Here is a 13,554-nt window from a genome sequence, read left to right on the forward strand (position 1 = left end):
ATGGAAAACACCGACCACGTGCTGATCGTCGACGACGATCGCGGCATCCGCGAATTGCTCGCCACCTATCTCGAGAAGAACGGCATACGTGTCTCGCTGGCCGCCAACGGCCGACAGATGCGCACGGTCCTCGAGCAGGGCGCGCCTGATCTGATCGTGCTCGACCTGATGCTGCCCGGCGAAGACGGTCTCGTGCTGTGCCGTGAACTGCGTGCCGGCAAGTTCCGTTCGGTGCCGGTATTGATGCTGACCGCTCGCAGCGAAGAGGCGGATCGCATTGTCGGGTTGGAGATGGGCGCCGACGATTACCTGGCCAAGCCGTTTGCGGTGCGCGAACTGCTGGCGCGCATCCGCTCCGTGTTGCGCCGCGCGCGGATGCTGCCGCCCGGCATGCAGGTGACGGAAACCGCGCCGATGATCGGCTTCGGCGACTGGCGGCTCGACACCACCGCGCGCCATCTGCTCGACGCGGAGGGCACCATGGTGGCCTTGAGCGGTGCGGAATACCGCTTGCTGCGCGTGTTTCTCGATCATCCGCAGCGCGTGCTCACGCGGGATCAATTGCTCAATCTGACCCAGGGCCGCCAGGCCGATCCGTTCGACCGCTCGATCGATCTGCTGGTGAGCCGCTTGCGCCAACGCCTGCAGGATGTGGCGCGCGAGCCGCGCTACATCAAGACGCTGCGCAGCGAGGGTTACGTATTTTCGGCGGCGGTGACCATGATCGAAGGCAATCCATGAACCTGAAGGCCCTGCTGCATTGGCCGCGCACGCTGTTCACGCGGTTGGCCCTGATTCTCTTTGTCAGCCTTGCGGTGGTGCAAACGCTGTCGGTCTGGCTCACCATGACGGAACGGGACCAGACCATGACCAACGTGATGATGGGTTACATCGAACGCGAGGTCACCAGCTCCGTCGCGCTGCTCGATCATTTGCCCGCTAACGAACGCGCCGAATGGCTGCCAAGGTTGGCGCGGCGCACCTACACCTTCAATCTGGGACCCGGGATAGCCGGCGCACCTCCGGACGCGAAGCTCTCGGCGAGGGTGGCGCAATCGATCGCGGATGGCATCGGCAAACGTTATCCGCTGACGGCCAACGCCGTCACCGGTGACCCGGACCGTCTGCAGGTTCATCTGCAGTTGAGTGACGGCACGCCGCTGACGATCGACTACCACCCCATGCCGGGCGCGCCGTTGTCGCCGTGGTTGTCGTGGGTGCTGGTGCTGCAACTCGTGGTGCTGGCCGCATGCTGCTGGCTGGCGGTACGGCTCGCGACCCGTCCGTTGAGCCATTTGGCGCGCGCGGCCGATACCTTGGGCCCCGACCTCAAGGTTGAGCGCTTGCCCGAGGACGGACCGGACGAAGTGGCACGCGCCGCGCGGGCGTTCAACGCCATGCAGGACCGCATCAGGCTATACATGACCGAGCGCTTGCAGATTCTCGCGGCGATTTCGCACGACTTGCAAACGCCGATTACCCGCATGCGTTTGCGCGTCGACGTGATGGACGACAGCGCGCAGGGCCAGAAGCTGCAGCAGGACCTGCAGGAAATGGAAACGATGGTCAAGGAAGGCGTCACGTACGCACGCACGATGCACGGCGCCAGTGAGGCGCCTCTGCGTATCGATCCGGATGCGCTATTCGACAGCCTCGTGTTCGATTATGTCGACGCCGGCAAAGAGGTTTCGCTGCACGGCCGAATCAACACCGCACTGGTGACGCGTCCCGAGGCGTTACGCCGGATCGTCGGCAATCTCGTCGATAACGCGCTGAAGTTCGGCGGGGCGGCGGAGATCAAGGTCGCCGCCTTGCAGAATGGGCAGGTGGCGGTCACGATACTCGATCGCGGGCCGGGTATTCCGGCTGAGTCGCTGGAAGCGGTGTTTGAACCGTTCTATCGGCTGGAAGGGTCGCGCAACCGCGGAACCGGTGGCACCGGGCTGGGACTCGCCATTGCGCGGCAACTCGCTTTGGCGATGGATGCGGTGCTGTCGCTGCATAACCGGCCCGATGGCGGCCTGGAAGCCAGGCTTGTGTTGAAAGGCGTCAGCCCGATTCCGGTCGCTCACTGATTGCGCGGTATGTCACATCAACTCCCGTCTCGCCGTCTCTGTATCTCAATGTATCCACGCCGTTGGTAAATACATAACGTTGCACTGGCGCGCCGGCCAGACACAAGCCAGATACGTCCACGCGTTTTAATACTTCCAGGCCAGATTGTCTGGCTTCGCAAGCCGGACATGCTCTGCGCTTGTGTGGCTCATCATTGAGGAGAATCAGCGATGCCGGACCAGATCAATACTCGACGCCGCCGCCTGCTTGGGACGACGATTGCTGGTATCAGTTTGTTGGAGTTGGGTATGAGCGGACTCGCCGAAGCGCAGTCGAACGGCACGCCATCCAGTACGAAAGCGGCAGCGCGTGTTGCTTCGTTCGACACCATCCGGCAGGTCGACATCGGAACGCTCAGCATGGGCTATGCGGAAGCGGGTCCGCAGAATGGACCGGTGGTTATCCTGCTGCACGGCTGGCCCTACGATATCTACAGCTTCGCCGAAGTCACGCCATTGCTTGCCGCCGCGGGCTATCGGGTCATCGTGCCGTATCTGCGGGGCTATGGCACGACGCGGTTTTTGTCTGCGGATACGCCGCGCAACGGTCAGCAGGCGGTGGTTGCCGTCGACATCATTGCCCTGATGGACGCGTTGAAGATCGACCAGGCGATCTTTGGCGGCTTCGATTGGGGCGCGCGCACGGTGAATATCATTGCCGCGCTGTGGCCGCAGCGATGCAAGGCGATGGTGTCGGTGAGCGGTTATCTGATCGGCAGCCAGGAGGCCAACAAGACGCCGCTGCCGCCGAAGGCTGAACTCGCCTGGTGGTACCAGTTCTATTTCGCCACGGAGCGCGGCTATGCGGGATATAAAGCGAACCGCCACGACTTCAACAAGCTGATCTGGCGTCTTGCGTCGCCGAAATGGAATTTCGACGATGCAACCTTCGACCGCTCGGCGGAATCGTTCAACAATCCGGATCATGTCGCGGTGGTGATTCACAACTATCGCTGGCGTCTGGGACTGGTCAAGGGCGAGCCGCAATATGACGCGCTCGAAGCGCGTCTGGCGCAGGCGCCGACCATCTCGGTTCCGACCATCACCATGGAAGGCGACGCCAACGGCGCGCCGCATCCGGAGCCGGCAACTTACGCGAAAAAGTTCACCGGTAAGTATCTGCACCGGAACATCGACGGCGGCATCGGACATAACTTGCCACAGGAAGCGCCGAAGGCATTTGCCGATACCATCGTCGACGTCACTCGTCTTTAACCGGACGAAAACCGTACGACTAAACCAGGACGCTGACGCACTACAGGCAGCCGGCCGTCATGCATGCAACGGCCGGCTACGCACAACCTGCCCGAGCACGGCACAAGCAACCAACAGCGAGCCTGTAACGAAGAACACAGCGTGCAGGCCAAGATGGACGCAGATCAATCCACCGAGCAACGGCCCGATCACCTGACCAGCGAATTGCGCCGATTGGAGATATCCGAGCATCGTCCCCGAATGGTGTTCGCTGGCCGTCTGCCGCACCAGTTTCGCAATCGACGGCAGCAGGCCGGCCAGCGTCATGCCCATCAAACCACGCAGGAGCGCCAGTTGCCACCAGTGCGTGACGAACGCTTGCGGCACCATGACGAGCCCGGTCAACACGAGGCAACCGATAATCACATTCCAACTTCCGATTCGGTCCGCGAGTGCGCCGAGCCGCGCCGCGGTCAGCATGCTGCCGAACGCCGAGCACGCCATCACGATGCCGGCGGTGCGGGCCAGGTGATCGGTCGGCACATTGAGGTGTGCGATATAGACGGTAATGATCGGTTCGATCGACATGTTGGCGAGCAGCACCATCATCGCCGTGAGCAGCAGCGCGAGCATCACGGTGCGGTTGGCCAGCTTCGGTGCCGTGGAGTGGCTAGCGGCGCGCGCTTTGGTATCGGTGTCAGGGTGAAAATCTTCTCGTACGAACAGGATCGTCAGCACCGCGGCGACCGCGATCATGGCGCCGCCGGCAAAGAACGTACTACGAATGCTGATCAACGAGGGCAGCAGACCGCCAACCAACGGACCCACGAGACTGCCGGCCAGCGAGCCGGTCGACAGAATGCCGAGTGCCCACCCCGCGCGTTCACGCGGCGCCTGAGTGCCGATCATAACAATCGACGCCGATGCATAGCCGCCGATCAATCCGGCCAGCAACCGCAACACGACCAGTTCGGTGACGTTGTGCGCCATGCCGATCAACGACATCACAATCGCCATGCCAACCGCCGCTCTCACGAGCATCGGCTTGCGCCCATACCGATCCGCGAGACGCCCCCAGAGTGGCGCCGTCACGGCAGTGCCGAGAAACGTCGCGCCGAACGCCACGCCTGACCACTGCACGATGGCGGCCTGCGAAGTCACACCGAGTTGCTGCACGTACAGCGGCAGAAACGGCAGCAGCATGCTCAGGCTGACGAGCGTGGTAAACGAGCCGAACACGCAAATGAAAAGATTCCCGCGCCAGTAGAGCGTATTTCGCGTCGCGTAGCCGGTGGCGTTCGGGGGCGCGACCCCGACCCCAAGGGGCGCCACATTGGCTGGCTGGTTCATAACGCCTCCCGTGATCCGGCGCGCATCCGCGCACCGGCGCTGAGCATCACTTTCTGTTCCGAGTCCATTGCCTGCTCCATGCGTTTGGCGCCGCAGCCGGGTTGGCCCTCGCCATTACCGATGGAAAGCAGTGTAGATACGAACGCCCGCCGAGAGAATCGCCGCCGCGCGGCAGGCATTCTTCCGCGCCGTGGTTTAATCCGCGTCGGTGATCGCTTTGAGCGCGCTGAAATGGGCGCGCAGGCGCGGTATCGCGAAGTCGAAGAAGGCCCGGACCTTCGGTATCGCGAGACGGCCTTGCGGCGTGAGCAGATGAACGGGGAGGGGCGCCTGCTCGTAACCGGTCAGCACGATCTTCAACGAAGCATCGCGGACCTGTTCGGCGACGTGATAGGAAAAGAGCCGCGTGACCCCGTGCCCGTCGACGGCCGAGGCCACCGCGCCCTGCACGCTGTTGACGATCAGCCGCGGCGTGAAGTGCACGGTTTGCGGCGCGGCCGAATTGTTCGACGGCGGAAAGCTCCACGAATCGACGCCGAAATGCGTCATCGAAATGATCCGGTGCTGGGCGAGGTCGCCGGGTTCCTTGAGACGCGGATGGTTGGCGAGATAGCGCGGCGCGGCAGCAAGCACCCGGCGTACTTCGCCGACCGGCATCGCGATGAGCGTCGAATCGGCCAGGTGGGCGATGCGCAGCGCGACGTCGATTCCTTCGTCGATCAGGTTGGCGGGGCGGTCGAGCAGGTAGAGGCGCGCGGTGACATCCGGATACAGGTCCACAAACTCGTCGAGCAGCGGACGCAGAAAGTCCTGACCGGCGGCTACGGGCGCGGTCAGTGTCAGCGTGCCGCGTGGCGCCGCGTGTTCACCGGCGATCATCAGGTCGGCTTCTTCGAGGTCGGTCAGGATTTGCCGGCACGAGGCGGCGTAACGCTCGCCGGCTTCGCTCAGCTTGATCGTGCGCGTGGTGCGGTGGAGTAGCGCCATGCCGACGTGCGCTTCGAGAAACGCAATGGCCCGGCTCACGGCGGCGGGCGAGCGGCCGAGCCGCCGGCCTGCAGCGGCAAGGCTGCCCTCGTCGAGAGCGGCGACGAACACCTTCATCGCGTCGATTCGATCCATCGTCGTTTAGCTGTTAGGAAGGGAAGAGGCGAGTTCATTGCCCGGCGCGGAGCCGAGCGTCTCGACGAGAAAATCGACGAAGCGGCGCACCCGCAACGACAAATGGCGTTTGTGGGGGTACAGCAGCACGAACGGACGCGAGGCGCCACCGAGTTCCGGCAGGACTTCCACCAGACCGCCACGCGCCAGATCCTGCTCGACCACGAAACGATACGTTTGGAACAGCCCTGCGCCGCTGCGCGCCAAGGTCACGCCGCCGAGGACGTCGCCCGCGCTCGAATAGCCGCCGTCGGTGAAATGCTCCTGCATGTGCGCGCCGCTTTTGAACAGCCAGGGAATCTTGCGGCCACTGCTTGGCAGGTCGAACTGAATGCAATCGTGGCGCGCGAGGTCCTCCAGCGACGACGGCGTGCCGGCTCGCGACAGATAAGCGCGACTGGCCACCACGACCAGTTCCGCGTCTTCGAGCTTGCGGGCAATCAGATTCGATTCGCCCGGCGCGCTGCCGCGAATGGCCAGATCGAAGCCTTCTTCGGCGAAATCGATGTTGCGGTTGCTGATATGCACGTCGACGCGCACCTGCGGATGCCGCTCCCGGAACGCCGGCAGGATGGGCAGCACGCGATAGTGCGCGTAGGGCGTCGGCATGCTGATGCGCAACACGCCGGCAGCGGCGGATTGCTGGCCGGTCGCTTCGCGCTCTGCGTCGACGAGTTGTCCGAGCGCCTCGCGGCAACGCTCGTAGTACGTCCTGCCCGGGTCGGTCAGCCGGATACGGCGCGTGGTTCTGACGAAGAGCCGCACCTCGAGGCGCTCCTCGAGCCGTGACACCGAGCGGCTCACCGCCGCGGGCGTGACGCCGGCAACGGTGGCGGCGTCCGTAAAGCTCTCCAGTTCCGCCGCGAGACAGAACAGCTCGATGCTGCCGAGCATCAGGTCGTCAAACTGGCGCTTGCTGGTTCGTTCGATGATCCGCGGGCTATTCATTACCTGATGTATCAAATGAATTCGACATGGGCGCATTTATCAACATGAGTGGCATAAGTATAGTCAGTTCCATGGGAGCCGGACACACATCGCGACTCCCTGCGGTGCCCGCCGATGAGTGGCCCGCAGCCGTTTTCCCTGACCCACGGAGTCGAACATCATGAACACGCAAAACAAGACTGTTGTTATTACCGGTGCATCCAGCGGTATCGGCTTTGCGCTGGCCAAAGCTTATCTGGAACGAGGCTACAACGTGGTCGGCAATGCCCGCACGATGGCCCGCTTGAACGCCGCTGCCGACAAACTCGGCGCGCCGCAGAACTTCCTCGCTGTGGCGGGCGATATCGCCGACCCCGAGACGGCCCGCGTGCTGTTCGAGCGCGCGATCGCGACGTTCGGCCGTGTCGACATTCTGGTGAACAACGCGGGCATCTTTATCGCGAAGCCGGTCGCGAATTACACGACGGAAGATTTCGACGCCATTGTCGGCACGAATCTCAAAGGCTTCTTCTATCCGGCGCAGCAAGCCGCCGCGCATATGTCGGCCAACGGTGCGGGGCATATCGTGAATATCTCGGCGAGTATCGCGATGCAACCGAACGTCAAAGTGCCGGCGTTGCTGCCGGTGCTGGTCAAAGGCGGCATCAATGCGGCGACCCGTGCCCTCGCGCTCGAACTCGCTGCGAACAACGTGCAGGTGTCGGCGGTTGCGCCCGGCATTATCGACACGCCGCTGCATGACAGCGGCACGCACGAATTCCTCAAGTCGATGCAGCCGGCGGGGCGGATCGGCGCGGTTCAGGATATCGTCAATGCCGTGTTTTATCTGACCGATTCGACATTCGTCACGGGCGTCATCGTGCCGGTGGATGGTGGGACGACTGCGGGTACGTGGTAAGGCATCCCGTTGATCCTGGAGCAGCTGAATAACTGAAAGGAGTGCATCATGCCGTACATCAATATTCAGGTGACGCGCGAAGGCGTTACGCGCGAGCAGAAGGCCGAGTTGATCAAGGGCGCCACCGATCTTGTGGTGCGCGTGTTGCACAAGGACCCCGCAGCCACTTTCGTCGTGATCGAGGAAATCGATACCGACAATTGGGGCTGGGGGGGTGAATCGACCACGGATTTACGTGCACGGCAACGCTGAGCGCGTCACGATTTCGAGGAGCTGAGGCCATGAAGGACGCTTCAAATCTGCTCGCCCGGTTGGGCGTTGCCTTACCGATTATCCAGGCGCCGATGGCGGTGGTGGGCACGCCTGCGCTAGCTGCGGCGGTATCGAACGCGGGTGCGTTGGGCTCGCTCGGTGTCGGTGCGATGAACGCGCAGGGCGCGCGAGCGGCGATCCGTGAAATACGCGCGTCGACCGGCAAGCCGTTTAACGTCAACGTGTTCGCCCATGCGCCGGCCATTGCCGATCCCGTTCGGGAGGCGCGTTGGCTTGACTATCTGGCGCCGCACTTCGCGCGCTTCGGTGCCAAACCACCCACCGCGCTGCGCGAGATCTACACGAGTTTTATCGAAGATGACGCGATGCTCGAGATGTTGCTCAACGAGCGTCCGGCGGTGGTCAGCTTTCACTTCGGCTTGCCGTTGGCCGCGAAAATCGCCGCGTTGCGCGAAGCCGGGATCATGCTGCTCGCGAGCGCCACGAGCCTGGACGAAGCCACTCGAATCCATGCAGCGGGACTGGATGGCATCGTTGCGCAGGGGGCGGAGGCAGGCGGCCATCGGGGCAATTTCGACCCGTCGGCGCCGGACGAATTGCTCGGCACGATGGCGCTGGTGCGATTGATTGTTCGCGAGGTTCCGCTGCCGGTGATCGCGGCCGGCGGGATCATGGATGGCGCGGGCATCGCGGCTGCGTTGGCGCTGGGCGCACAGGCGGCGCAACTCGGCACCGCGTTCGTCGCCTCACCCGAATCTGCTGCCGACGCGGCATATCGAGCCGCACTGCTGAATCCCCGCAGCCGCACGACGTTCATCAGCGCAATTTCTGGACGTGCGGCGCGCGGCATCGAGAACCGGTTTAGTGAGTTGGACAAAGATCCGGCGCGCCCCGCGTTGCCGGATTATCCAATTGTTTATGACGCCGGCAAGGCGTTGCATGCGGCCGCAAAAGCGCAGGGAAGCGCCGACTATGCGGCTCAATGGGCAGGGCAGGCCGTGCGACTTTCACGTGCGATGCCGGCGGCGGAACTGGTCCAGACGCTCGTTGGGGAAATTCGTGAAGCGCAAACTGGAACGGCGAGGTGAGTACTGGAAGCCGGGCCTGACGTGGTGAAGCGGTGATGCAAGTCAGGTCCGGCCGGTTGCTTTCTTTGCTGTCTATTACATCCAGGAACATTCAGGAAGCCGCGCACGTAGTGCCCAGGAGGCACCACGTGCCGCGGGCCTAGTGCTTGGGTGCCGTCTGCGGGGTGTTGCCACCGCCGAGCCCGCCTGTGAGACCACCGAGCAGGTTCGTCACCGGGGCGAGCGGAGACGAGCCGCCGCTTGCTCCGCCGAGTGCGCCAGTGAGTGTGCCGACCAGGTTGGTCAGTGGTGCCAGCGGATTGCTCGCGGAGCTTGTGTTGCCGTTCGTCGACGATCCGTGCACGGTGCCGCCTCCCAAGGCGCCGGTCAGTCCGCCGAGCAAGCTGGTGAGCGGTGCGATTGGGCTGCTGCCTTGTGAAGTGCCGCCGCCCAGGGCTCCGGTTAGTCCGCCAAGCAAGGTGGTCAGCGGTGCGACGGGGCTGCTGTTGCCTTGCGAGCCGCCGCTCACCGATGCCACGGGCAGACCGCCGAGCAACGCGGTCACAGGCGCCAGCAAGCCGGTACCATGTCCGCCCGATCCGCCTGTCACGCCATTCGAACCACCGGCTGTGCCGTTGCCCACGCCGTTGCCGTTGCCGCTACCGCTGTTGTTGCCGATGGTAATCGGCACGATTGGTACGCTGATCGCGCCGACGCTGACGACCAGGTTGACGATCGGATCAAGCAAGCCGCCGGCGAGCTGGTTGCCGGAACTGGAGCCTACGCCGGTGGTGGAGCCACCTGAGCCGCTGGAGCCGCCGTGACCACCGTTTCCAGAGCCACCGCCGTTTCCGCCGCCGCCCGAGCCGCCCGAGCCGCCCGAGCCGCCCGAGCCACCCGAGCCACCCGAGCCACCCGAGCCACCCGAGCCACCCGAGCCACCCGAACCACCCGAACCACCCGAACCACCCGAACCACCCGAACCACCCGAACCACCCGAACCACCTGAGCCGCCGTCCCCGCCGCCGCCGGAGCCGCCATGGCCACCGTTTCCAGAGCCGCCGCCGTCCCCGCCACCGGAACCGCCCGAGCCACCGGAGCCGCCAGAGCCACCGGAGCCGCCATGACCACCGTTTCCTGAACCGCCCCCGTCTCCGCCACCCGAACCGCCGGAGCCACCATCGCCGGAACCACCACCGTACCCACCATCGCCGGAACCACCACCGTACCCACCATCGCCGGAACCACCACCGTACCCACCGCCATAACCGCCAATGCCACCGCCTGCAAAACCGCCGCCGTACCCCGAGCCGGAAACCGAAACGCCACCCCAGGACGAGGTGCCGCCAAAACCAGAGCCACTACTAACACCCGAACCACTGCCGGCCCACCCGCTGGGGGTGCCGCCGCTTCCTGTCCATGAGAAGCCCGATCCCGGTTGCCCGGGTGTCGTCCATCCGCCGCCTTGCGTGAGCGAGGTGGGCGGCGTGGACGTGACATCTCCAGCCTGACACGAAGTGGCTAGCGACCACCATAGGAGTGCGCTTGCCGACGCAACGAGAGTGTGTTTGAAGGGAGCCATGATTAGTCCTTTCGCGATGAAATCGCGTCCTGATTGGTCAAAGGTGTAATCAGTGCCCCCGGAAAACCGCTGATCGGTCTTTCAGAAAACGATTGCTGTGTGCCCGACATCGCGTTTGTGCGCGTCGCCTTCGTTTAGTTTTAGAGCCGCGTGCGGTAACGCTGTGCTTGTGTGTGCTTTGCTTGGGCATTTGACCTTTGCAAGTTCCGAGCCAACGCGCCGGTGACGGAGCACGACACAATCCGCGCATCGGCAGTGCCGGAATTGAGTGGCGTGCGGTAGGAAGGAGCTTGCTGGACAAGCTTGATCAGGCGGGGTGTGGAATACGGTGACGGCACCGCGTGTCGCGTGTTACGTCCGGGGTGTTACGTGTTCCCGACACGTCGAACGTAACTTCACCGTTATGCTGCGCGCCGCGCAATAGTTCAGACCAAAGGCGGCGTTGTCATAATACGGAGTCCGATGTATCAAGGCGCGTGTTGGAAACGCGTGTTTGGATTTTCACCGGCTCCGTATTTTTTGCAGTGCAGCAGCTTGCGCGTTAGCGCCCGGATTTGAGCTGGGTCCATAGCCGGTTTTGAAGGCGCAGGATATCGGCCGGCAAAGGCAATGACAGGATGAGCGATTTCATCTTTTCGCCGCGAGGGTAGATCGCTTCGTTATCGAGGATGGCCGGTTTCACGTAAGCACGGGCAGCAGCGTTTGCGTTGGGATAGAAAACCTGATTGGTGATCGCCGCGCTGACCTTGGGCTGAAGGATGTAATTGATCCATTGCATCGCCGCTTCTGGGTGAGGCGCATCTTTGGGAACGCCCATCAGATCGAACCACAACACGCCGTCGCCTTTGGGAATGACGTAGCGAATCTCGTACAAGCGACGGGCTTCTTCGGCACGCCGCTTCGCGATCCCGACGTCGCCCGACCACCCTAGCGCGATGCAGACATCATTGTTGGCGAGGTCATTGATGTAGCCGGAAGAATTGAACTGGGTGATGTACGGGCGAATGGTTTTGAGCAGCTTGTAGACGGCCTGATAATCGGCAGGGTTGGTGCTGTTCGGATCCTTATGCAGGTAGATCAAGCCAACCGAGAAAGCGTCTTCTGCTGAGTCGAGCATGGACACACCGCAGGTTTTCAGCTTGGATACGTATTGCGGATCGAACAGCAGGTCCCAGCTGTCGTACGGTGCGTCCTTGCCCAGGATTTGCGTCACTTTCGTGACGTTGTAGCCGATGCCATCCGTTCCCCATGACCATGGCACCGTGTATTGATTGCCCGGATCGGCTGACGCAAGCATTTTCATGAGCACGGGATCCAGATTGGCCAGATTGGGAATCTTGCTCTTGTCGAGTTTCCGGTAGACGCCTGCTTCAATCTGCTTGCCGGCATAGGCGGACGATGGCACGACCACGTCATAGCCCGAGGATCCGCTCAGCAACTTTGCCTGCAAGGTGTCGTCGCCGTCATAGACGTCGTATCGCGTGTGAATGCCGGTTTCCTTTTCGAAGCCCGATACGGTGTCCTCGGCGATATTGTCCGACCAGTTGTAGACATTCAGCTCTTCGGCTTGAACATGGTTTGTGGTCAGAGCAAGCGTCCCCGATGCTGCGAGGATTCCGGTCACGACAGTGATGAGATGACGGGCTGTCATAGCGGCCTTTCGAATTTAATGAAGGAACTCATGCAAGAGGAAGACGCGTTACTCGGCTGAAGGGCGGTCCGCGTGATTGAAGTCGCGGCGCCAGCCCACTTGCTCCAGTGCTTTCAGCAGCCGGGCTGCGCCGAGCGCGGGAACATGAACGCCTCGACCTTCCATGTCCTCCGCAGCAACCAGTGCGTTGAGGATGGCTTCTTCGACCGCTTCCGCAGCGGCGACGAATAGCGGAGAAATGAAATCCAGATTGACGCTGCGCACACTGATGACAGGCTCGCCCGCTTTGCCGTAATCCGCCGCCGGTATGCTGCGGTTGCCTACCGAGAAGGCGATAAAAATGTCGCCACTCGAATATTCGGTGCCGCCGCCCACCCGGGCTAATCCAATGCTCGCGCGTCGCGCAATCTGCTCGCACTGATGCGGAAGAAGCGGTGCGTCGGTTGCCAGCGTCACCACGATCGACCCCATTCCAGGGACGCCTGCCTGACGCCGGTCGAATGGCGATGGAAGATTTCGCAGCACCTCGCCAACCGGATAGCCGGCCACACGCAGCGCGTCGCGACGGCCGTAGTTCGCCTGGACCAGCGCGCCGACGGTCCAGCCGCCTTCCTCGGGTGCGAGCTTGCGCGAGGCTGTTCCAATGCCGCCTTTGAACTCGTGACAAATCATGCCAGTGCCGCCGCCAACCGACCCTTCCGCGACCGGTCCGCTACGGGCCTCGGACTGCGCTTCGTGGACATGCGCCGCCGTGACGTGCTGCCCCCAGATGTCGTTCAGCACGCCGTCGAAGGTTTCCAGCACGACCGGCATGCACCAGTACTGGCTTTTGCCGACTGTTGCGCGTTCGGCGGCGACCAGTGCATCGTGAACCACGCCGACGCTGTGCGTGTTGGTGTAGGCAATGGGCGTGGTCAGCAATCCAGATTCGCGGATCCACTCCAGGCCGGTGGCATCGCCGTTTCCGTTGAGCACATGACAGCCTGCAAAACATGGTTCGAGCCGAGCGACGCCAGGGCGTGGTTCGATGATCGTCACGCCGGTTCGAATCGACCCTTCTGCTCGATTTTCGACCAGGGTACGATGACCGACTCTGACGCCTTGCACGTCGGTAATGCTGTTAAATGGACCGGGCGTGCCTTGGCCAACTCGAACGCCGATGTCTCTGATACCCATTCTTTTCTCCTGTATTGCTCGCTGCGAGCAAGCCTGTCGACGCGCGTGCGCCGGGGTACTGAGATGGTAGGGTGGGCGGCGACGGGTGAAAATCAGGCCGAAGGGCTAGAACGAAGGGGCGACCTACCCTTTTAGGGGTA

At 62.9% G+C, this 13,554-nt stretch carries 12 protein-coding genes; 6 read left to right on the top strand and 6 right to left on the bottom strand.

Annotated elements, in window-relative coordinates; all coding sequences use genetic code 11:
- From B0G76_RS19365 to B0G76_RS19375, 3 genes are all read left to right on the top strand, one after another.
- A complete protein-coding gene (locus tag B0G76_RS19365) occupies positions 1-741 on the top strand; it encodes a response regulator (protein ID WP_120294003.1) in 741 nt (246 codons plus the stop codon).
- Positions 738-2,075: an ATP-binding protein gene (locus tag B0G76_RS19370; protein WP_120294004.1), complete on the top strand. Its 1,338-nt coding sequence runs from the start codon at positions 738-740 to the stop codon at positions 2,073-2,075. The genes B0G76_RS19365 and B0G76_RS19370 overlap by 4 nt, the downstream gene beginning before the upstream one ends.
- 210 nt (positions 2,076-2,285) lie before the next feature.
- Positions 2,286-3,329 (top strand): alpha/beta fold hydrolase, encoded by a 1,044-nt coding sequence (locus tag B0G76_RS19375; RefSeq protein WP_120294005.1) that lies wholly within the window; start codon positions 2,286-2,288, stop codon positions 3,327-3,329.
- A gap of 57 nt (positions 3,330-3,386) precedes the next feature.
- On the opposite strand, the gene B0G76_RS19380 is transcribed toward B0G76_RS19375, so the two are convergent.
- From B0G76_RS19380 to B0G76_RS19390, 3 genes are all read right to left on the bottom strand, one after another.
- Positions 3,387-4,658 (bottom strand): MFS transporter, encoded by a 1,272-nt coding sequence (locus tag B0G76_RS19380; protein ID WP_120294006.1) that lies wholly within the window; start codon positions 4,656-4,658, stop codon positions 3,387-3,389.
- 195 nt (positions 4,659-4,853) lie between these two features.
- Complete coding sequence (locus tag B0G76_RS19385; protein ID WP_120294007.1) at positions 4,854-5,780, bottom strand: LysR family transcriptional regulator; 927 nt, start codon at positions 5,778-5,780, stop codon at positions 4,854-4,856.
- Positions 5,781-5,786: 6 nt separating this feature from the next.
- Positions 5,787-6,767 (bottom strand): LysR family transcriptional regulator, encoded by a 981-nt coding sequence (locus tag B0G76_RS19390; RefSeq protein WP_120294008.1) that lies wholly within the window; start codon positions 6,765-6,767, stop codon positions 5,787-5,789.
- Positions 6,768-6,927: 160 nt separating this feature from the next.
- Between B0G76_RS19390 and B0G76_RS19395 the strand changes: the two genes are divergently transcribed.
- The 3 genes from B0G76_RS19395 to B0G76_RS19405 are packed head-to-tail and all read left to right on the top strand — an operon-like array spanning position 6,928 to position 9,026.
- Positions 6,928-7,665: an SDR family NAD(P)-dependent oxidoreductase gene (locus B0G76_RS19395; RefSeq protein WP_120294009.1), complete on the top strand. Its 738-nt coding sequence runs from the start codon at positions 6,928-6,930 to the stop codon at positions 7,663-7,665.
- Positions 7,666-7,713: 48 nt separating this feature from the next.
- Positions 7,714-7,917 carry a 4-oxalocrotonate tautomerase family protein gene (locus tag B0G76_RS19400; protein ID WP_120294010.1) on the top strand — a complete coding sequence of 68 codons (204 nt, stop codon included), beginning with the start codon at positions 7,714-7,716 and terminating at the stop codon, positions 7,915-7,917.
- Positions 7,918-7,946: 29 nt separating this feature from the next.
- Positions 7,947-9,026: a nitronate monooxygenase family protein gene (locus tag B0G76_RS19405; protein WP_120294011.1), complete on the top strand. Its 1,080-nt coding sequence runs from the start codon at positions 7,947-7,949 to the stop codon at positions 9,024-9,026.
- Between the two features lie 139 nt (positions 9,027-9,165).
- On the opposite strand, the gene B0G76_RS42925 is transcribed toward B0G76_RS19405, so the two are convergent.
- The 3 genes from B0G76_RS42925 to B0G76_RS19430 all read right to left on the bottom strand — a co-directional run bounded on the left by B0G76_RS42925 (position 9,166) and on the right by B0G76_RS19430 (position 13,414).
- Complete coding sequence (locus B0G76_RS42925; RefSeq protein ID WP_183082094.1) at positions 9,166-10,587, bottom strand: hypothetical protein; 1,422 nt, start codon at positions 10,585-10,587, stop codon at positions 9,166-9,168.
- Between the two features lie 541 nt (positions 10,588-11,128).
- The gene (locus tag B0G76_RS19425) at positions 11,129-12,238 is read right to left on the bottom strand and encodes a polyamine ABC transporter substrate-binding protein (RefSeq protein WP_120294014.1); all 1,110 of its coding nucleotides are present in this window, start codon (positions 12,236-12,238) and stop codon (positions 11,129-11,131) included.
- Between the two features lie 48 nt (positions 12,239-12,286).
- Entirely contained in the window at positions 12,287-13,414 is a 1,128-nt protein-coding gene (locus tag B0G76_RS19430) for a P1 family peptidase (RefSeq protein WP_120294015.1), read from the bottom strand.
- Between the last annotated feature and the right edge of the window lie 140 nt (positions 13,415-13,554).

Origin of the sequence: Paraburkholderia sp. BL23I1N1, assembly GCF_003610295.1 — a bacterium.
In the GTDB taxonomy this organism is placed as follows: domain Bacteria; phylum Pseudomonadota; class Gammaproteobacteria; order Burkholderiales; family Burkholderiaceae; genus Paraburkholderia.

Bases quoted from the DNA above. Each gene is read 5' to 3' on its own strand.
- B0G76_RS19385 (WP_120294007.1), bottom strand. From the start codon at position 5,780: ATGGATCGAATCGACGCGATGAAGGTGTTCGTCGCCGCTCTCGACGAG.
- B0G76_RS19405 (WP_120294011.1), top strand. From the start codon at position 7,947: ATGAAGGACGCTTCAAATCTGCTCGCCCGGTTGGGCGTTGCCTTACCG.
- B0G76_RS19400 (WP_120294010.1), top strand. From the start codon at position 7,714: ATGCCGTACATCAATATTCAGGTGACGCGCGAAGGCGTTACGCGCGAG.
- B0G76_RS19365 (WP_120294003.1), top strand. From the start codon at position 1: ATGGAAAACACCGACCACGTGCTGATCGTCGACGACGATCGCGGCATC.
- B0G76_RS19370 (WP_120294004.1), top strand. From the start codon at position 738: ATGAACCTGAAGGCCCTGCTGCATTGGCCGCGCACGCTGTTCACGCGG.
- B0G76_RS19375 (WP_120294005.1), top strand. From the start codon at position 2,286: ATGCCGGACCAGATCAATACTCGACGCCGCCGCCTGCTTGGGACGACG.
- B0G76_RS19390 (WP_120294008.1), bottom strand. From the start codon at position 6,767: ATGAATAGCCCGCGGATCATCGAACGAACCAGCAAGCGCCAGTTTGAC.
- B0G76_RS19380 (WP_120294006.1), bottom strand. From the start codon at position 4,658: ATGAACCAGCCAGCCAATGTGGCGCCCCTTGGGGTCGGGGTCGCGCCC.
- B0G76_RS42925 (WP_183082094.1), bottom strand. From the start codon at position 10,587: ATGGCTCCCTTCAAACACACTCTCGTTGCGTCGGCAAGCGCACTCCTA.
- B0G76_RS19395 (WP_120294009.1), top strand. From the start codon at position 6,928: ATGAACACGCAAAACAAGACTGTTGTTATTACCGGTGCATCCAGCGGT.
- B0G76_RS19425 (WP_120294014.1), bottom strand. From the start codon at position 12,238: ATGACAGCCCGTCATCTCATCACTGTCGTGACCGGAATCCTCGCAGCA.
- B0G76_RS19430 (WP_120294015.1), bottom strand. From the start codon at position 13,414: ATGGGTATCAGAGACATCGGCGTTCGAGTTGGCCAAGGCACGCCCGGT.